Below are 19,995 nucleotides of genomic sequence, written 5' to 3'. Positions count from 1 at the left end.
CCTTAACCTGCTTTACGTAGTTCTTGCTCTTCAGTAGCAGAATTCTGGTAGTAAATCGCCGCGTGGAATAAGGTTGATTGCTGCTCTAATTCCGCCACATATTCCTGCACCAAGCGCTGAAAATAACGATATGCAAATAAAGCCGGAATCGCGATGAGCATGCCCGCGGCTGTGGTAATTAAAGCTTTTGAAATTCCTGGAATCATCATGGTTGGGTTACTGTTGCTTCCCATATCAATCACTAAAAAGGATTCAATAATCCCCACGACTGTCCCTAATAATCCAAGTAATGGTGCAACCGCACTTAAAGTACCCAAGAAATTAATATTTTTTTCTAAAAAACCAATTTCTTGTGATGCTGTTGCTTCCATTTGTGCACGTGCATATTGCTCTGTTTGCTTTTGACTATTTAAACCAGAGACTAAAATGCGTCCAAGGCTACTCAACTGCAAGCTTTTGCTATTTTGTAATTGTTGCACGACCTGATGTACATCTTGTCCTCCATTCAACAGTAGCTCTTTTGGTAATACCATAGAACGCTTTAAACGAATAAAACGCTCAATGGTAATCGCCACTGTAAAAATGGAACATAAAACCAGTGGTATCATTAACCATCCACCAGCTTTCACTAATTCCCACATTATTCTTCCCCAAGAATTTTTAAAATATTAATCAGCTAAACAAATATTCAAAATACCATCCAGCTCATCGAGTGAATGATAATGAATCACGAGTTTGCCTTTACCTTGCTTATTATGATCAATTTTTACATCTGCACTAAAGCGTTCAGCTAAACGCTGCGTGAGCTGTTGTAAATCTGGCGCAACGTCGGTTTTTGCCTTTTCAGTTTTTGGCGCAGTCAAATCACGTACGAGTTGCTCTGTTTGACGTACCGACAAGCTTTTAGCAATCACTAACTCTGCGACTTTTATTTGTTCTTTCGCTTTCAAAGTCAAAATTGCTCGCGCATGCCCCATGTCAAGCTGCCCTTGCTGCATCATATCTTTGACTGATTCAGCCAAAGTCAGTAAACGCAATAAATTACTCACCGTGGTCCGTGCTTTACCCACTGTATCTGCAATCTCTTGATGACTTAAACCAAATTCATCGTGGAAACGCTGTAAAGCAAGTGCTTGATCAATTGGATTTAAATCTTGACGTTGAATGTTTTCAATCAATGCCAAGGCAATTGCAACTTGATCATTTAAATCACGAACTAACGCTGGAATTTCAGTCAAACCCGCCAATTTCGCTGCGCGCCAACGACGCTCACCCGCAATAATTTCGTATGGATGCTCTTCATCAGCAATCGGACGGATCACAATGGGCTGCATCACGCCATGCTTTTTAATTGATGCAGCTAATTCTTGTAAATCATTTTCCTGAATAAATCGACGCGGTTGATATTCGCCACGTCTAAGCAAATTAACATCAATTTGTTTTAGCTGACCATGATCTAATGCTTGCACTTCAAGTTGTAGTTTTTCTTTTTGGATTGACCCAAGTAAGGCATCCAAACCACGACCTTTGGCAAGTCCGCGTTTTTTTAAGGTCATGCTTTACTTCCTTTCTTCACTTTGCTTTTCTTTAAAATCTCAGCTGCTAAATTTAAATAGGCAACTGCACCCTTTGAACTTTTTTCAAAATAAATAATCGGTAAACCATGAGCAGGTGCTTCAGCCAAACGCACATTACGCGGAATCACACAGTCATACAGCTTTTTACCAAAATACTGCTCTAGTTCAGCCGATACGTCACGGGTTAAAGCATTACGACCGTCATACATGGTGCGTAACACACCCACTACTTCTAGCTCAGGATTTAAAGCCTGTTGAATGCGATCAATGGTCTGGGTTAAGTCTGCTAGACCTTCTAGGGCATAATATTCACATTGCATTGGAATAATGACACCTTGAACAGCAGCTAATGCATTTACTGTAATCAAGCTTAAACTTGGCGCACAGTCCACAATAATATAGTCAAAGGCATGATCAATACTTTGTAAAGCATCACGCAAAATAAACTCACGACCTTCTTGCTCGGCAATTGCAAGTTCCACGCCCGCCAAATCTCGGTTTGCCCCAAGAACTTTATAACCGACTTCCGCTTTGCTAATTGCGGTTTCAATAGGTACTTCACCCAAAAGCACATCTGTTACTGAATATAATAGGTCATTCTTTTGAATGCCTGACCCCATTGTGGCGTTACCCTGTGAATCCATATCCACAAGTAAAACTCTTTTTTTCAGCACGGCTAATGATGCTGCCAAATTAACTGCGGTTGTGGTTTTTCCTACGCCACCTTTTTGGTTCGCAATCGCAATAATTTGAGCCATGGTAACCCCAGTCCTTCGAAAATAATTAAATCTGTTTCAATAATAATAAATGGCGTTGCTCATCTAATCGAGGTACTTTTAACTCGGTCACTTCACAACTGTATTCATCTTTTAACGCGATAATTTCATCTTGAGGAATCAAGCCTTTCATTGATGCAATGATGCTCTTTTCATGCATGTAGGGCTTAGATGCAGTAACGAAGTCGGTCAGTGAAGCAAATGCTCGACTGGTAATGACATCAAACTTTCCTAAATCTTGAATACTATCTTCATCTTCAACACGTGTTTGTACAGCAACCACATTTTTTAATTTTAAGTCTGCGATAAACTGCTTTAAAAAACGAATTTTTTTACCATTCGAATCTAACAACACACAGCTACGTTCAGGCTGACATAACGCAATGATCATGCCCGGCATACCACCCCCTGTACCAATATCGAGCAAACGACCTGCTGGTAAATCCTTTAAAATACTGAGGCTATCAAGCAAATGCTTAACCAACATTTCTTTAGGATCTCGAATTGCTGTCAAGTTATACGCCTTATTCCAAAGAACTAAAGCGTCTTGGTATTTGAGTAATAAATTTAAAGTCTCTTCACTGAGCTCTAAACCTAAAGCTTGACTACCCTGCTTTAGTTCTTGAAAAAACATGTGCATATACAATTAACGTCTCGAAAATGTTAGGTGAAGTATACCGATTTATCCATGAAGTCATAGTGGCTTGTGCTTAGTGAATATGCACTTAAGCATACATGCCTTGCCTAATCTGCAAATCTAGAGCAGTTAAACGCTCTGGCGTCCCCACATCAACCCACGAAGCTTGCATTTTTTCTGCTGAAACTCGACCATCCAACATCGCCTGTTTCAATAAAGGTGCCAAAGGACGTTTACCATTTTCCAAGCCTGCGAACATCTGCGGATGTAAGACAGCCACACCACTATAGGTTAAATCTTCGCCTTGCTGTGCTTGTTCAAAAGTATATGCACGGCCATTGACCAAGGTAAAGTCACCTTGTAAATGTTGCGGTGGGTTCTTCACAAAAACTAAGTGTGCCAAATCCTGATCAAGCTCGACATCTAGTAATGAAGCAAAATCGAAGGTCGTCCAGACATCGCCATTGACTAGAATAAACGGCTCAGTCCCCAATAAAGGTAATGCATTAATAATGCCACCCGCTGTTTCTAAACCTTCGTCTTCGCGTGTCCACAAAATATTGACGCCAAATTGTGAACCATTGCCTAATGCACCAATCAACACATCGGCTAACCATGCAGAATTGATCACAATTTCGGTTACGCCAATTTCTTTGAGTTTTTCAATGTGCCAAACGATCAATGGTTTGCCACCAACCTCAAGTAAAGGCTTAGGTTTATACAGCGTTAAGGGACGCATCCGATTCCCTAATCCCGCCGCTAGAATCATCGCTTTCATGCAGCAACAACCTCGTATTTGCCATATTTTTGTTCAAATTTCGGCATTACTTTAACCTGAATGAACTGCATAAATGGTTGTAATTCTGCATATGGCTTGCTTTCTTCGAATAAATACCACATTACCCGCGGTAAATCTTTGAGATAACCCGATTTACCATCCCGCTCAAACAAGCGCACAAAAATGCCTAAAATTTTGATATGTCGTTGAATTGCCATGAAGTCTGCATCTTGCTTAAACTGTTCAAAGTCACGCCCTTCTTTCGCAGAAGCAGGCAACAAGTCATAAAATACTTTAAACCAACCATAAACACGCTCAGGATCCCACTGCACGTATGCATCACGTGTGATAGAGATGAGGTCATACGTATCCGCCCCAATCACAGCATCCTGAAAATCAATCACGCCTTGCTCTTGCTCATCTGCCAAAAGCATTAAATTACGACTGTGAAAATCACGATGCACAATCACTTGAGGCTGAGCCAAAGCGGCATTGGCTAAAATCGCAAAAGTACGTTTAATCAGTGCAGCCTCATCATCAGATGGCTGAATTTGCAAGCTCGGCAGTAACCAATCTGTTAACAGCGACATTTCTGTGAGCAATTTCTCATAAGAATAGGCGGGAAAGTGACCCTCGCCATCAATCGATTGTAATTGAATCAATTGCTTAAAACTTTGCTCATAATGTGCGTCGACCGTGTTGTCATCTAACTGTGTCGACAACAGCACATCGCCAAAATCCTCAAGCAACAACAGACCTTGTTCTAAATCTTTCGCCACAATATGCGGTACGCGTACACCATGTGCATCAAAAAATTCATCAATCAACACAAAAGGTACACAATCTTCTTTCTCAGGTGGTGCATCCATCAACATAAATGTTTTATTATTCAAATTGATTCGTGCATAACGACGGAAACTTGCATCGCCTGCTAAAAAATTAATTTCAAATTGATCTGAACCAAGTACAGATGTAATCCATGTTTGTATCAATTGTTCACGTTGTGTATTCATTTGCGATAAATTCTAATACAGGCTGAGTTTTTAAAGTGCTAAGTGTAGCCACTTATCAACTTTTTCTCTATGATGCGACAATAATTAATTGCGATTAAGCATACTTGGTTAATGACACAAATGAAGCATCAGTTTAAATTCAATCCTTTAGCGACTGCTATTTTCAGCCTCTTATGCGGAAGCTCGATTACGGCATACGCAGATACATCTAATACTGTTTCGTCCCTAACCAATGAGCAACTGAAAGCAAGTATAAATGAAGCCTATGCGGGACAGCATTTTTTTGAACAATACTATGTCGACAAATCTGCACCAGAAGCACAGCAACGTCAGGGTAAATCGCTGAGTGCAGCTTATTGTCAAGGTGCATGGATCACTCCAATTGCCTCAAACACAGCAGCAGTCGATCCAAGCAAAGCCACCTCTGTTGTTACGGCTGATTATGGTCATTATGACCCAAATGGTGACTCTGTCCTTGAAGGTAATGTCCTGATTGACCAACAAGGTCGACAAATTCGTGCCGATAAAATTACCATTGATAAAACACAAACTTTTGCCAATGCCCAAGGACGTGTGCAAATGGCACAAGCGGGTCTTTTAGCGCAAAGCGATCAAATCAATTACAACTTAAAAACCCAACAAGGCGATTTAAACAATAGTTACTATATTGCTGAAGAACAACATGCACATGGTCATGCTGAAAAAATTGCACGTACCTCTGAAAATGTTGTCGTTTTAAGCAATGCCACTTACAGCACTTGTCCGCCAGAACAAAAACCTACTTGGAAAATTCAAGCCAATACCATTGAATTGAATCAAGACACAGGACGTGGTGTTACCAAAGGCACCAAGCTATATGTGAAAGATGTCCCTGTTTTAGCTGTACCTTACTTTAACTTCCCAATTGATGATCGTCGAACCACTGGGATTTTAACTCCAAGTTTTGGCTACACCAATGATGGTGGTATCGAATTTTCAGTTCCTGTTTATTTAAACCTTGCGCCAAATTATGATGCCACACTGACACCACGCTATATGAGCGACCGTGGTGCCATGATTGATGCAGAGTTTCGCTATTTAACAGAAAACTTTGGTGAAGGTAAAATTTGGGGTGGTTATTTACCTTCAGATGAGAACTATGAAAATCAAGATCGTAAAGATTTGCACGTTATCCACAAATGGCAAATCAACAACAGCTTTTCAACCAACCTTGAATACAACTATGCATCGGATAAAGACTACTTTAGCGACCTAAGCAGTAATCCAAATACCAAAACCGACTTGAACTTACGCCGTGCTTGGGAGCTTAATTACAAAAACGGTATTCCTGGTCTAACTGCCCAGTTAAAAGTCGAAGATTTCCAAACTTTGGATAAAACAGTTTCTGATGAAGACCGTCCTTATGCGCGTTTACCTCAATTCTTACTCACCTACAAAGGTGGAAATCCACAAGGCTTCCAGTACGAATTTAACAACGATACAGCTTATTTTAAAAAGAATATTGACAACACCACATTAGCAACATCTGAACCAAGCGGTACGCGGTTCTACAACGATTTCGCTGTCCGCTATAATTATCGTAATCCATGGTCATTTGTCATTCCTGAAGTATCCGTTCGCAGTATCAATACCTTCTACGACCAAGACACCATTACTGCTCAGCAGAATCAGACCACAAGTATAAGCAATAGTGATCAAAACAAATCTGTCGTTGTACCGCAATTTAGCCTAGATACAGGCTTAACATTCGAAAAAGATGGTAAATACTTACAAACCATTACCCCGCGTGCCTTCTATGCTTACTCGCCTTATGAAAATCAAGCGGATTATCCAAACTTCGATACCATTAGCGCTTCAATCAATTATGATCAATTATTTAGCTCAAGACGTTTCTATGGCCACGACCGCTTAGAAGACAACAATTTTTTATCATTGGGTTTAAGTTATAGCTTATTTGATGATATTGGCTTAGAACGCTTAAAAGCGAGTGTAGGGCAAAGTTTCTATTTTGATGATCGTCGCGTGACTTTAGATGGTACAACGGATGAATTAAACACAGAATCACATACGGGTCCTATCGTTAGTCTGTCCAGCCAACTCTCGCAGCATTATCGTGTAAGCGCAAACTCTGCTTGGATGGCAAATGGAGATAATGCACAACGCGATGTGCAAATTTATTACATGGGTGATCAAGGGAATATTTATAGTGCGGGTTATTTCTATCGCAAAGAAATCGCCAACCGCCAAGATAAATATGACCAGTTTGTTGCATCATTTATACAACCCATTCACAACAACTGGCGTATTATGGGCCACGCTCAATATGACATGGACAACAATGTTGCGCGTGAATACTTACTCGGTGTGAATTATGAATCGTGCTGTTGGGGGCTCTCTCTCTACGGGCGTTCTTACTACAATGACTTGGATGATGTAAGTGATTCTAGTGTTAAACCAAAACGTGCTTTTATGGCTGAAATTAACCTGAAAGGTTTAGCTGGTTTCAACAACAAACTGGCATCCATGCTTGAAAATCGAATTTTAGGTTACGATCGTATTAATTAATTTGGACACGATGTTAATGAAGACAAAACAGTTAAAACAATTCTTTAAGGCAACTGCGCTAGCAATTGCCCTTTCTTCATCAATGCCGACATTTGCCCAGACTTCGGATGAAGTTGTGGCAGTTGTCGACAACAGTGTCATTTTACGCAGTGATTTACAACAAAGCGTTGCTGAAACCAAAAGTCAATTAGAAGCCCAAAAGCGTCCTGTTCCGCCAGAGCAGTATCTTGAGCAACAAGCCCTTGAGCAACTTATTCTACGTCAAACTCAGTTAGAACAAGTAAAACGCTACAACATTAAAGCCGACGAAAAGAGCTTAAATGAAGCCGTACTCAAAGTAGCGAACCAGTCTGGAAGTAACTCATTAGAAGCATTTCAGCAAAAATTAGACAAAATGGCACCAAACACTTACGAATCACTCCGCAAACGCATTGCGGAAGATTTAGCCATTACTCGTTTACGCCAACAGATTGTGATGTCGCGCATTAAAATTAGCGACCAAGATGTAGCAAATTTCCTTAAAACCCCACAAGGACAAGCCGCTCTTGGTAGTCAAGTTCATGTCATTCACGCACGCATAGCGGGTGACAGCAATGTTGAAGCCGTTGCTAAACAAGTACGTACTGCTTTAGACAGCAGCAATGACATAGCAGCGATTAGCAAGCAATACAGCACCAAAGACATCAAAGTTGAAGGTGCGGACATGGGCTTCAGAAATCTTTCTGAGATTCCCACAGAACTCGCAGCACGCGTTACACCATTACAAGTTGGTCAAACCAGTGAGCTGATTACAGCTCGTGATGGTATTCATATTATTAAGCTGTTAGAACGAAAAGGCTCTGAACAAAAAGCCATTATTCCTCAATACCACACTCGACACATTCTGATTCAACCTTCAGAAGTTGTAAGCCCTGAAAGTGCTAAACAAATGATTGATAGCATTTACAACCGACTTAAAGCGGGTGAGGATTTTGCAGTGCTGGCTGCCACATTCTCAAATGATTCTGGCTCTGCACGCGATGGTGGTAGCTTAGGTTGGGTAAGCCCAGGCACGATGGTTCCTCAGTTTGAAGAGCAAATGAAGAACACTCCTGTAGGTCAAATTAGTCAACCCTTCCAAACTCAGTTTGGCTGGCATATTCTTCAAGTGACTGAGACACGTCAGCAAGATATGACACAGGAATATCAAGAACGCATGGCTCGACAAATTTTAGGTGAGCGTCAATTCGATACCGAATTAGACAGTTGGTTACGTGAAATCCGTAATAATGCTTTTGTCGAAATTAAAGACCCAACTTTAGACCGTAAAAATAATAAAACATCTTAAGTGATAACTTAAGAAGCCAGTCAAGTGACTGGCTTTTCTTTGCCATAGAGTGATGTAATTCATTTACCATTTATAAACATTTAATGGGTCTTTACTCTTGTTATTAATCTAGTGTAAATATTATCCCTATACCCACTCTGCGTAATTTGTAAAATACCTATAATTTCTATTAAAAAAAAGCCTCTCACGTGAGAGGCTTTTTTAATGCATATCAATTAACGATTGTTGTCGTCTTCTTGAGAGTCATCAAATTTAGTTTCGCTATCAAAGCCACCTTGACCACCGAAGCCGCCGCCTTGACCACCGAAGCCACCTTGACCACCGAAGCCGCCACCTTGACCACCGAAGCCACCTTGACCACCGAAGCCGCCACCTTGACCACCGAAGCCACCTTGACCACCGAAGCCGCCACCTTGACCACCGCCAAAGCCGCCGCCTTGACCGCCACCAAAGCCACCGCCTTGACCGCCACCAAAGCCACTACCTTGTGCACCACCAAAGCCTGCACCTTGTGCACCACCAGCAGGAGCACCAGCAGGACGTGGGTTACGCGCAGGAACAACCGTAGAAATAGCGTGTTTGTAAACCATTTGGCTTACAGTATTTTTTAACAGAACAACATATTGGTCAAAAGATTCAATATGACCTTGTAACTTAATACCGTTTACAAGGAAGATAGATACAGGAATACGTTCTTTACGGAGAGAATTCAAGAACGGATCTTGCAAAGTTTGACCTTTAGACATGTTATACAACTCCAAAAAAAATATTAAAAATCAGCGCAAAAAACTATCTTTATTTTTCAATTAAAAATTATAAAAAAGACAGTATGTAAATTTTGCTTTATCCGTAACAGTTTCGCAAGTCTTCTTGAGCCTGCTTTATTGTTAAATATGTTTTAAATTTATGCGACTGTTGCAAAGATCTTAACCAAGTATATTGACGTTTCGCAAGTTGTCGTGTTGCAAAAAGGGCTTTATCCTCCATTTCTTTCTTATTTTCGAGACTTTTGTCGCTTTTTAATAAAAAATCTAAGGCTTGCCTATAACCGACTGATCTCATTGAAGGCAAATCATCAAATAGATCGTATTTTTCAATTAGTGATTCAACCTCATTTAAAAAACCGATTTCCCACATAATTTCCAAGCGTTTTTCAATTCGCTTATGTAATTCTAACCGATCTGGCAACAAAGCATAATTATGAAAAGTGTAACGATATGGTACATTTTTAGGTTGTTCTGCTTGTAATTTGGTAATCGGCTGCCCTGTAATACGAAATACTTCGAGTGCACGAATAATACGCTGCTTGTCACTGACTTTGAATTTCTCACCTGCAAGTGGATCCACTTCACATAAAGAAGCGTAAACTGACTCCCAACCTTCTCGATCACCCTGTGCTTCAATTTCAGCACGGATTGCATAATCCGCACTTGGCAGATTACTCGATAGGCCTTCTAGCAAAGCTTTGAAATACAACATCGTACCTCCGACCAAAATCGGAGTTTTGCCTTTAGCATGTATCTCATCAACCAGCCTAGTTGCATCTTCTACAAATTGCGCAGCAGAATACACTTCTAGTGGGCTAATAATATCAATCAAATGATGTGGATACTGTACTTGCTCAGCTTTACTTGGCTTCGCTGTCCCGATATCCATATCTCGATAAACCAATGCCGAGTCAACAGAAATCAATTCAAAATTGCCCTGTTCATATAACTCACATGCTAAAGCCGTTTTACCACTGGCTGTAGGTCCCATCAAATTGATGACAGGCAATTGATTCGACATTTAGGTTTACTCTCCTCGAGCAAAAAGTTTATCTAGCTGAGCCAATGGGAATGCACGCCAAGTCGGTCGCCCATGGTTACATTGACTCGCAAATTCGGTCTGCTCCATTTGACGAAGCAAGGCATTCATTTCAGAAAGGCTCAACAATCGATGTGCACGCACAGCACCATGGCACGCCATACCCGCCAAGATTTGATCACGTTTCTGCAATAGCCCACGCACCTCGTCTGTTGGATCCAAATCGTTGAGTAATTCGGGAATCAAAGCCGAAAAATCAGCTTTATGTAAAATAGCAGGGACACCACGAACAATGACTTGTTCATCACCATATTGATCAATTTCCAAACCCAATCGCGCTAAAGGTTCTTTTAAATCTTCTACTCGAAGGGCTTGCATCCGATTTACATTAACTATTTTCGGAATCAACAATTGCTGAGATATCCAAAACTCTGGATTTTCCCAAGCAGATTTCATTTGTTGTAATAAAATCCGCTCATGTGCAGCGTGCATATCAACAATAATCAGACCTTCGGTGTTCTGCGCCAAAATATAAATGCCGTGTAACTGCGCAATCGCAATACCCAAAGGATGCTCATCTACCCGAGGAGCCATATCATCCACCACAACATCATCAGTGGACTGACCAACTGCTCGTAATGGCGCAAGATAGCTCTGCAAAGCAGCAGTATTTACCGGTGATGCAGGATTGACTCGATACGCTTTGGTGTCTTGCGCTACATACTGCACAGCTTGTGGCTGTGGAGATTCAAAGTCTGTTAATACTGCGACAGACTCAGGCATTGATGTTGATGCTGCTGCACGATGCAACTGAAACTGCTCTTGATAACGGGGTTGCTGTATATTGGTTGGGCTTGCTGGCTCGACTTTCAATGCTTGCGCTAAATCTGCACTCGCAGTTTGAAATTGAGACAGCGTATCTTTTGCAAAATGACGTACAAACTCATGAACTTCGCGTTGATTTAAAAAACGAATTTCATGCTTGGTTGGATGTACATTGACATCGATATTTTCAGGATCAACCTCTAAAAATAACAAATAGGCAGAGTGTTGGTGTCCGTGTAAAATACCATCATAAGCCATGCGTAAAGCATGGGAGATCGTTTTATCTTTGACAATGCGTCCATTGACATAGACATACTGCAAATCTGCCTGTGCTCTTGCATCAGAAGGATGCCCCAACCAACCACTGAGACGCATATTGATGCTGTCTGCATCAATCCAATACGCATTTTCTGTGAATTGACGCCCCAGTAATTGTTGTACCCTTTGAAAGCGTAATGCACCACTATCAGCAACAGGTAAATTCAAACGAATGTTATTGTTATGTTCTAGCACAAACCGAATATCAAAATGAGTAAGGGCTAAACGACGCACAATTTCTTCGATATGGCCGAATTCCGTGCCTGGTTTTTTTAAGAATTTTCGGCGTGCAGGAACATTAAAAAATAAATCCTGTACTCGAATCTGTGTGCCACGCGATGCTGCTACAGCTTGAATTTCTTGGTGTTGAAATGCAGTGCCATTCACTTCAACCTGATAACCAACACCATCGTCTACTTGGCTACTGGTCAAGGTTAAACGCGAAACCGCTGCTATCGATGCCAATGCTTCACCACGGAAACCTAAACTCACAATCGCATGTAAATCTTCTGCGGTTTGAATCTTACTGGTCGCATGACGCATCACTGCCAAAGATAAATCATCAGGATGAATACCTCGACCATTGTCGATAATTTCAATCAGCGTACTACCACCTTGTTCAACACGAATGATCAGTTCTGTTGCGCCTGCATCAATTGAGTTTTCCAACAGCTCTTTGACTACAGAAGCTGGGCGTTCAATTACTTCACCCGCAGCAATCTGGTTGGCAAGTGCAGGATCTAAGGTATGAATGCGGCGTACAGAAACTTCATCACGCATGTTGAAATGCCTGCTCAAGTGCTTTATAGAGCATTTCATCTTGAAAGTTTAATGTGGCATGACGGGATAACTCGTCTTCAGACTTTAAAATTTCAATAGTGAAATCGGCAGCCGGAATTTCTTCACCACCTTTAGTTGGCCATTCAAATAAGAATAAAGCGTTGGGTGTATCCAAATAATCGCGAATACCCATTAACTCAAGTTCATAAGGATCATTGAGGCGATACAAATCAAAATGAAAGACTTGTTTATTCTGAATGCTATATGGTTCCACCAAAGTATACGTTGGGCTTTTTACTGAACCTTCATGCCCAAGTTGTTGTAACAAATAACGGGTAAATGTCGTTTTCCCTGCACCTAAATCGCCAATTAAATAAATTACACCCTCAGTAAAATGTTGTGCAACCACACGCGCAAGTTGCTGGGTATCTGCTTCAGAGTTTAGGGGCAAATGAAATGAATACGACATATGACTCACAGCATGATTCAAAAGTGGAATTATGATAGCATCGCCACGCTCTTAATACCTATGCCATGCATACGAAATGTGCATTTTTAATACAGTGCATGGTATACCCTAACCTGTTGTGATTGATGACTTATGACTGTGCATGACTTTGTTCCGCCGATGATTCGTGGTGTAACTGCAAGCAAACTGTTCTTACCTGCTTTACAACCTGCGCCACAGCGTTTGTATGATTATCTCTGCCAACAGTTTGCACATATTTCAGCACAAGAGTGGCAACAGCGTTTTCAAGACCAACTAATTTATGCAGCCGACGGTACGATTCTAAGCCTAGATAGCCAATATCTTGCCAATCAACATATCTATTACTATCGTTTTTTAGCACATGAAATTCATGTTCCGTTTCAGCATGATATTTTGCATGAAACTGATGATTTATATATCGTCGATAAACCACATTTTCTAACCATGAGCCCTACAGGTCAGTATGTGCAGGAAACCTTATTGGTTCGCTTAAAAAACCAAACAGGCAATGCGGATTTAACCCCGATTCATCGTTTAGACCGTGAAACTGCTGGACTGGTTTTATTTTCCAAACGACCAGAAACGCGTGGTATTTACCAACAAATGTTTGCTAATCGCAAGGTTAAAAAGACTTATCATGCGATTGCAGCTTATCATTCCACCCTTGAATTTCCTCGTACCGTTTGTTTAAGAATGGACAAAGGGCATCCCTTTTACACCATGCAAATTGTAGAAGGCGAACCAAACAGTGAAACTCAGATTGATATTTTGGAACACAATTCTCAATGGGCCAAATATCTGCTAAAACCCGAAACAGGGAAACAGCATCAGTTACGAGTTCACCTGAATCATTTAGGCATTGCCATTCAAAATGACCCTTTTTACCCAACCGTTCAGCATAAATCTGATGATGATTTCTCCAACCCATTACAGTTGTTAGCCAAGCGAATTCAATTTATAGATCCTGTCACAGGAGAATCTATAGACTTTTCATCCAATTTTGAACTGACACTGTAGTTTGTTTGTCATTACAAAAAAATGAAGTTTTCAATTCAAAAATATTGAAATTACAATAAAATTGATTAAAATGAAGGCTAAAAGTTCAATCTTCAAATTTATAAAAATCATGAGAAAAACCGAAGTTTATCAAATTCGTCTCGATTCACAGGAAAAGAAACAGGCTTTTGCTGTCTTTAAACAATTGGGGATTACGCCAGCTCAAGCTGTGCGGCTCTTTTTCAAACAAGTTGTACTGACAAAGTCCATCCCCTTTTCTATTGAAAATCAGAATATCAATTTAGAGCAATTGATTAAATTAAGACGGCTTAAACAAGAGCAGAAAACCACTACTGTTACACATGAAAGTGATGACACAATAAACAGCGTTCAACCTAGCGATGAATTTCTTATGGATGATGACCATCTAGACTTATTTGAAGAACTTAACGCGATCTTGGGTGAAAGTGATAAAAATTAACCCTGTTGCATTTTTATACATTATTTCAATTTTTTCATTTAAAAACTTAGGTATGCTTCATGCAAGGACAATAAAAAATGCATGGAGCAATCAATGATTGTAAAAAAAGCCACATTAGATGACCTCAATCAACTTGCAGTTTTATTTGATGAATACCGTCAATTTTATGGTGCTTCTTCTAATTTAAATCTTTCCCAACAATTTTTAAAACAACGTTTTGAAAACCAAGAAAGTGTCATTTTTATTCATGTCAAAGATCATGTATTTACAGGTTTTATTTTGCTCTATTTAGGTTTTTCTTCTGTCGCCTGTTCAACCTACTATATTTTGGACGATGTCTATGTAACGCCCCAATTTCGTCGTCAAGGCTCAGCCAAACAACTGATTGATACTGCAATTATGTTTGCACGACATGAAAATGCGCTTCGTATTAGCTTAGAAACGCAAAAAACCAATCGTGAATCTCATCGACTATATGAAGCTATGGGCTTTATTGCTGACAACGAGTTTAGAACCTACCATTGTTTCCTCAAATAGTTTCTCGGGTACGTGCTAACGCTATCTGCTCAGGTGTCAAATAGATCCATTCGCCTTCTTTTAGCTCAGGGCATTGCAATGCACCGATTTGTACGCGATGTAATTGTTCAACTTTATTCCCAACCGCAGCCAACATTCTTTTTACTTGATGATAAACACCTTGATGAATCGTCATTTGCAACTCACACGCTGCCAATTGCTGAACATCTGTAGCCGCAAAAGTACCTTGTTCATTGCGTAATTCAACACCCTGTTCAAGTTGCTCAATCTGTTCAGCGGAAATAGGATCGGCAGTTTGCATCCGATAAACTTTGCCCACATGTTTTTTGGGATGGGTTAATGCTTGAAGAAATTGACCATCATCCGTGAGCAGCAATAAGCCTGTCGTATCTTGATCTAAACGCCCAACGCATTGTAATCCTCGATTCAACAGCACATCATCAAACAAGTCGAATACACTAAAATGATGCGTCGCCTGATGAGAACATTCATAGCCCGCGGGTTTATTCAAGGCAATATAAACGTTTTCTCGATATTGATAGTGCTTTCCATACACCTCGAAAACTAAGTTGTCCAAATTTAACTTCTGCTTAGGATTTTGCATAATGTCTTGGTCAATGCAAACAACCCCAGATTTAATCAATTGTTGGCAATGCTTACGCGAACCAAAACCTTGAGATTGCAACATTTTTTCCAAATACATAATGTAAGACCTTACAATAGACTGCCGCATTTTAAACAATTTTCGACTTTTCCGCTGATTTTCTCGATGTGATAGGCAAAAAATCGCTACAATAGTTGCATTTTCACACATTCTCCCTGCATCTCATGCCTAATTTAGATCTAAATTTGCTTGTACTACTGGTTTTATTGGCTTGTGGTATTTTCAGTCATAACAATGCGGTCACCATTGCTGCTGCTGTACTGATTGTCTTCAAAATTACCCCCTTAAGTGAGTTTTTCCCACTATTACAGCAACATGGTTTAAATATTGGTATTGTCATTTTAACCATCGGCGTTTTAACCCCAATTGCTAGCGGCAAAATTCCCGGCGAAGCTATTCTTAAATCCTTTTTAAGCTGGAAGTCATTACTTGCGATTGCGATTGGTCTTTTTGTCGCTTGGTTAGGTGGCCGTGGTGTAAAACTAATGACTCATCAACCAAATGTGGTCGCAGGATTGCTCATTGGAACCGTTGCTGGGGTTGCCGTATTACGCGGGGTGCCCGTTGGCCCTTTAATTGCCGCAGGCGTACTGTCATTATTTATAGGACAATCTTAGTCCAATTCAATTTTGTGTGATGATGCAATCTATAAATTGCACCATCACAGCAAACTGCATCAATTTGATTAAGACAAATAATATTGATGACGCTTCTGTGAAAATTTATCCAATTGCTTCAAGAAGCCTTCAAAATAAGTTTTCTCTTTTTCATCCGTTCGATACCCTGCATATAAAGTACGGCGTAGACCTTTTGCAGACACACAATCCAAACGGCGTGACGTTACCCAACCTTTTTGCTCATATTCATTTACAACCCAATCAGGCAATGCAGCAATGCCGCGCCCACTTGCGACCAATTGAATCAACATCTGAGTTAAATCCGTGGTACGAATCTGTTTAGGTAGAATGTTCGCTGGAATGAACAGCTTTGACATAATATCTAAGCGATGTTTATCGACTGGATAAGTAATTAGAGTTTCTTCAGCCAAATCCTGTACTGTAATCTTTTCGGCACGCACCAAAGGGTGTGTATTAGATAATACTAAACGCGATTCGTATTCAAAGATTGGAAAGTAATCCACCCCTTTCAAAGCAATTGGATCGGCAGTAATAAGCAAATCAAACTCGCCATTTTGCAACAATTCATGCGGATTGGCTTCGAAACCAGAAGCAAAATCTAAATCGACATCTGGATATTGTTGGCGATATTGATTTAAAAGAGGCATTAACCAATCAAAACAGCTATGACATTCTGAGGAAAAAATAATACGTCCTGTCTGACCATGTACAATTCGCGTAATGTCGGTTTGCGCAATTTGAATTTGTGGTAGAACATCATCGGCAAGCTTAAGCAAACGTTGTCCAACATTGGAAAATGATACTGGGCGACTACGGCGATTGACCACTTCTACCCCGTACCAATGATCTAACTCTTTTAACTGATGCGAAATAGCAGAAGGTGTCAAACATAAATCATTGGCTGCTGCAACCAAAGAGCCATGTTCACGAAGTGCAAGTAATGTTTTTAGATGTCGAATTTCAAGCATGTTTATTATCAGTCCGCAAAGATCAAAAGCTAAAATATCAGCGCAATAGTTTAAATCGGCTTAAATGCCGCAAACTGAGCGAGCAACAGAATAAGAGATTATTGATGTGATTTAATGTAAAATCACAAAATGAATTTGACTCATTCTAACATAAGATTAATTAATATATTTCACCTTAAATACAATTTCAGTATTTGTTTATCTAAAGAAATTTATAATATTTTCCTAAATCCATATTAAAAAAATCCATCTTCTGCTTTGTGATATTTATTTCTTAATAAAACACTTAATATTTCGACCAATTTTCATAGAGTATTTATTGCAATATCTCATTATATACATGATTATATTAGATAATTAAAAATATTAAACTTACAGACACCTAAATTTAATCTATTCATCAACTCCATGAATTCCGAGTAAATGACTTAACATTATTCGCTCATTTCACCTATAATTAGCTCTTTCTCCCCCTCCCAATATTCCGATTAAAAATGATATCTCCGAGTTTAAATACGGCGACTAATAATACGCCATCCTATCGCCTATTTTGGGTCATTCTGGCACTCGCCTTAGGTGGCTTTTGTATTGGTACAACAGAATTTGTCGCGATGGGGCTTATTCAAGAAATTTCACATAATTTGAATGTAAGTATTCCTGTAGCAGGTCATTTTATTAGTGCCTACGCATTAGGCGTTACTATCGGTGCTCCAATTATTGCAATCTTAGCGGCCAAAGTACCAAGAAAAACCCTACTGATTGGACTTATGCTCTTTTATGGTATTGCCAATGCTATCACAGCATTTGCCAATCATTATGAGAGCATGTTGCTGTCACGTTTTATCTCAGGATTGCCTCACGGTGCTTATTTCGGTATTGCAGCCTTGGTTGTGGCTGACTTCGCAGGCAAACAAAAACGTGCTTCTGCGGTTGCCAAACTCATGATGGGCTTAAATGTTGCAACGGTTATTGGTGTGCCTTTTGCAACATGGTTGGGACAACATTATGGTTGGCGGTCTGGGTTTGAATTTTCGGCTTCAATTGCATTTTTTACCGTCATTGCGATTTGTTTTTTCCTGCCAAAAATTCAACTCGACCATACAGCTAGTATTCAAAATGAACTTCGCGGACTTAAAAATACGCAAATGTGGCTAACTTTAGCTATCGGCGCTATTGGTTTTGGCGGTCTTTTCTCGGTGTATAGTTACGTTTCACCCATTTTGACTGAATATACACACGCCAGTATTGAAATCGTACCTTTTGCACTTGCAAGTATTGGTTTAGGTTTAGTACTTGGTGGTTTAGTTACAGGGCATTTCGCCGATAGAAACTTGAATAAAGCAATTATTTGGGTCCTCCTTTCAAATGCAGGCTCTTATATTATTTGTGCACTCGCCATTGGAAATCTCTATACCGCGTTTGCTGCATTATTCTTAGTCAGCTTTAGTATTGCAGGTTTAGGACCATTGCTACAAACCCGTCTCATGGATGTTGCGGGGAATGCTCAAAGTTTGGCAGCTTCTCTCAATCATTCAGCATTTAACATCGCCAATGCTTTTGGTGCTTTCCTAGGTGGTTGGTTAATTAGCCAAAACTTGGGTTGGCTCGCACCCATTTGGGTTGGCACACTACTCAGTTTTGGTGGTTTAATCATTTTATTTTTTGCTTTTCAGCATGAGAAAGCTGCGACACTAGTTGCGCAAGAACAATTATAAAATTTCAACACATACTCAGGCCATAAAAGATCAATCCATCATTTATGGCTTAGTCTTAACATTTTAAAACACCCTAAATTATTCAGGTAACTTCTTACCACAATGTGGACAATAGGCATATTGTTCACGTTCCTGTTTTAAAGATTCCTCTTTTTGCTCTCGAATCAATTGCAAAATAATATCTTGGGTCTGCTCTTGAGTGAGTCCTACTTCTTTACGTATTTCCTCAATCTTTTCTTTTTCAAGAATAAAATCAATATCACTGTTTTGAATCAATTCTCGAAATCTAAGTTCCAGTTCTTGTTTACGCAATTCAAGTTCATTTGCCAAACCATTGGCTAAAATACCTGCGGGCAAAGCTGCCAATCCGACACCTAGAATGGTAATTAATGCCCCTAAAAAACGTCCAAGCGGCGTTACAGGAGTCACATCACCATAACCCACCGTGGTTAAGGTCACGACCGCCCACCACATCGATGCTGGTATTGAACTAAAGACATCGGGTTGTACCCGACTTTCGATCAAATACACACCTGCCGCAGCCATAATAATCATAATCACCAAGATAAAAATGACGGCTTGGAATGAACCTTTTTCGCGTTCAATGACACGTAATAAAATTTGCAATGAAACAAAATATCGAGTCAGTTTTAATAAGCGGAGTAAGCGTACAATTCGAAGGAAACGTAGGTCGAAATGAACAAAGAAATTGAGATAAGCAGGTAAAATAGCCAGTAAATCAATAATCGCTCCACCACTTTTAACCCAATGTAAACGATTTTTCCAAGCCGATTCAAAACTGTCTGACTCTGCAACTGACCAGAAACGTAAAATGTATTCTACGGTAAAAATAAAAATTGAAAAAAGTTCAAAATAATAAAAAAAAGTTTCGTAACGTACATAATATTGGTGTACTGACTCAAGTAATACCGCAGCAGCATTACTCATAATGAGTCCTATCAGAAAATAATTAAGCCCTCGACTTAAGCGAGTTTCATAATCTTCATTGTGCAAATTGTTATAGACAAACTTGCGTAGCGTATACCATGCCGTAAATTTCATTGCTGTTCTAAGTTATTCTTATCGCTTATAAATCAGTGTATA

The 19,995-nt window shown here is 39.9% G+C and carries 20 protein-coding genes; 7 read left to right on the top strand and 13 right to left on the bottom strand.

The genetic code is table 11. The features are described from left to right. Window positions 1-2 precede the first annotated feature (2 nt). The 6 genes from DCO44_RS02005 to DCO44_RS01980 form a co-directional block, all read right to left on the bottom strand. Window positions 3-641 carry a MotA/TolQ/ExbB proton channel family protein gene (locus tag DCO44_RS02005; protein ID WP_116758952.1) on the bottom strand — a complete coding sequence of 213 codons (639 nt, stop codon included), beginning with the start codon at window positions 639-641 and terminating at the stop codon, window positions 3-5. A gap of 27 nt (window positions 642-668) precedes the next feature. Next, window positions 669-1,556: a ParB/RepB/Spo0J family partition protein gene (locus DCO44_RS02000; RefSeq protein WP_116758951.1), complete on the bottom strand. Its 888-nt coding sequence runs from the start codon at window positions 1,554-1,556 to the stop codon at window positions 669-671. Next, complete coding sequence (locus DCO44_RS01995) at window positions 1,553-2,335, bottom strand: ParA family protein (protein ID WP_116758950.1); 783 nt, start codon at window positions 2,333-2,335, stop codon at window positions 1,553-1,555. Before DCO44_RS01995 ends, DCO44_RS02000 begins: the two co-directional genes overlap by 4 nt. A 25-nt stretch (window positions 2,336-2,360) precedes the next feature. Continuing rightward, window positions 2,361-2,993, bottom strand: a complete 633-nt coding sequence (gene rsmG, locus DCO44_RS01990) for a 16S rRNA (guanine(527)-N(7))-methyltransferase RsmG (RefSeq protein WP_116758949.1) — start codon at window positions 2,991-2,993, stop codon at window positions 2,361-2,363. Between the two features lie 85 nt (window positions 2,994-3,078). Further along, window positions 3,079-3,768 carry an N-acetylmuramate alpha-1-phosphate uridylyltransferase MurU gene (gene murU / locus DCO44_RS01985; RefSeq protein ID WP_116758948.1) on the bottom strand — a complete coding sequence of 230 codons (690 nt, stop codon included), beginning with the start codon at window positions 3,766-3,768 and terminating at the stop codon, window positions 3,079-3,081. Further along, window positions 3,765-4,781 (bottom strand): aminoglycoside phosphotransferase family protein, encoded by a 1,017-nt coding sequence (locus DCO44_RS01980; RefSeq protein WP_116758947.1) that lies wholly within the window; start codon window positions 4,779-4,781, stop codon window positions 3,765-3,767. The genes murU and DCO44_RS01980 overlap by 4 nt, the downstream gene beginning before the upstream one ends. A 120-nt stretch (window positions 4,782-4,901) precedes the next feature. Between DCO44_RS01980 and DCO44_RS01975 the strand changes: the two genes are divergently transcribed. Together DCO44_RS01975 and DCO44_RS01970 are read left to right on the top strand one after the other, a co-directional pair. Beyond that, window positions 4,902-7,346 (top strand): LPS-assembly protein LptD, encoded by a 2,445-nt coding sequence (locus DCO44_RS01975; protein ID WP_116759013.1) that lies wholly within the window; start codon window positions 4,902-4,904, stop codon window positions 7,344-7,346. A gap of 16 nt (window positions 7,347-7,362) precedes the next feature. Continuing rightward, on the top strand, window positions 7,363-8,673 hold the full coding sequence (locus tag DCO44_RS01970) for a peptidylprolyl isomerase (RefSeq protein ID WP_116758946.1): 1,311 nt from the start codon (window positions 7,363-7,365) through the stop codon (window positions 8,671-8,673). 215 nt (window positions 8,674-8,888) lie between these two features. Here the strand turns inward: DCO44_RS01970 and hfq are convergent, their stop codons facing one another. The 4 genes from hfq to tsaE form a co-directional block, all read right to left on the bottom strand. Then, entirely contained in the window at window positions 8,889-9,419 is a 531-nt protein-coding gene (gene hfq, locus DCO44_RS01965; protein ID WP_116758945.1) for an RNA chaperone Hfq, read from the bottom strand. Window positions 9,420-9,516: 97 nt separating this feature from the next. Next, a complete protein-coding gene (miaA, locus tag DCO44_RS01960; protein ID WP_116758944.1) occupies window positions 9,517-10,461 on the bottom strand; it encodes a tRNA (adenosine(37)-N6)-dimethylallyltransferase MiaA in 945 nt (314 codons plus the stop codon). A gap of 6 nt (window positions 10,462-10,467) precedes the next feature. Next, the gene (gene mutL / locus DCO44_RS01955; RefSeq protein ID WP_116758943.1) at window positions 10,468-12,402 is read right to left on the bottom strand and encodes a DNA mismatch repair endonuclease MutL; all 1,935 of its coding nucleotides are present in this window, start codon (window positions 12,400-12,402) and stop codon (window positions 10,468-10,470) included. Beyond that, complete coding sequence (gene tsaE / locus DCO44_RS01950; RefSeq protein ID WP_116758942.1) at window positions 12,395-12,871, bottom strand: tRNA (adenosine(37)-N6)-threonylcarbamoyltransferase complex ATPase subunit type 1 TsaE; 477 nt, start codon at window positions 12,869-12,871, stop codon at window positions 12,395-12,397. Before tsaE ends, mutL begins: the two co-directional genes overlap by 8 nt. Window positions 12,872-13,003: 132 nt before the next feature. On the opposite strand from tsaE, the gene DCO44_RS01945 reads away from it, so the two are divergent. The 3 genes from DCO44_RS01945 to DCO44_RS01935 all read left to right on the top strand — a co-directional run bounded on the left by DCO44_RS01945 (window position 13,004) and on the right by DCO44_RS01935 (window position 14,906). Then, a complete protein-coding gene (locus DCO44_RS01945) occupies window positions 13,004-13,909 on the top strand; it encodes a pseudouridine synthase (protein ID WP_116758941.1) in 906 nt (301 codons plus the stop codon). 109 nt (window positions 13,910-14,018) lie between these two features. Continuing rightward, the gene (locus DCO44_RS01940; protein ID WP_116759012.1) at window positions 14,019-14,369 is read left to right on the top strand and encodes a type II toxin-antitoxin system RelB/DinJ family antitoxin; all 351 of its coding nucleotides are present in this window, start codon (window positions 14,019-14,021) and stop codon (window positions 14,367-14,369) included. 93 nt (window positions 14,370-14,462) lie between these two features. Next, entirely contained in the window at window positions 14,463-14,906 is a 444-nt protein-coding gene (locus DCO44_RS01935) for a GNAT family N-acetyltransferase (protein WP_116758940.1), read from the top strand. Here the strand turns inward: DCO44_RS01935 and DCO44_RS01930 are convergent. Next, on the bottom strand, window positions 14,899-15,609 hold the full coding sequence (locus tag DCO44_RS01930) for a pseudouridine synthase (RefSeq protein WP_116758939.1): 711 nt from the start codon (window positions 15,607-15,609) through the stop codon (window positions 14,899-14,901). The two genes, DCO44_RS01935 and DCO44_RS01930, sit on opposite strands and share 8 nt — an antisense overlap. 125 nt (window positions 15,610-15,734) lie before the next feature. Here DCO44_RS01930 and DCO44_RS01925 point away from each other — a divergent pair, with 125 nt between their 5' ends. Continuing rightward, window positions 15,735-16,187, top strand: a complete 453-nt coding sequence (locus DCO44_RS01925) for a DUF441 domain-containing protein (protein WP_116758938.1) — start codon at window positions 15,735-15,737, stop codon at window positions 16,185-16,187. 68 nt (window positions 16,188-16,255) lie between these two features. Here the strand turns inward: DCO44_RS01925 and DCO44_RS01920 are convergent, their stop codons facing one another. Next, on the bottom strand, window positions 16,256-17,176 hold the full coding sequence (locus DCO44_RS01920) for a LysR family transcriptional regulator (protein WP_116758937.1): 921 nt from the start codon (window positions 17,174-17,176) through the stop codon (window positions 16,256-16,258). A 494-nt stretch (window positions 17,177-17,670) separates the two neighbouring features. Here DCO44_RS01920 and DCO44_RS01915 point away from each other — a divergent pair, with 494 nt between their 5' ends. Further along, entirely contained in the window at window positions 17,671-18,891 is a 1,221-nt protein-coding gene (locus DCO44_RS01915) for an MFS transporter (protein WP_116758936.1), read from the top strand. A 78-nt stretch (window positions 18,892-18,969) separates the two neighbouring features. Here DCO44_RS01915 and DCO44_RS01910 read toward each other — a convergent pair whose 3' ends face one another. Continuing rightward, window positions 18,970-19,953 (bottom strand): ion transporter, encoded by a 984-nt coding sequence (locus DCO44_RS01910; RefSeq protein ID WP_116758935.1) that lies wholly within the window; start codon window positions 19,951-19,953, stop codon window positions 18,970-18,972. Window positions 19,954-19,995: the final 42 nt, after the last annotated feature.

Origin of the sequence: Acinetobacter sp. AM (assembly GCF_003105055.1) — a bacterium.
In the GTDB taxonomy this organism is placed as follows: domain Bacteria; phylum Pseudomonadota; class Gammaproteobacteria; order Pseudomonadales; family Moraxellaceae; genus Acinetobacter; species Acinetobacter tibetensis.
Note: the sequence above shows the minus strand (reverse complement) of the source record. Positions and strands in the feature narration are given on the sequence as shown.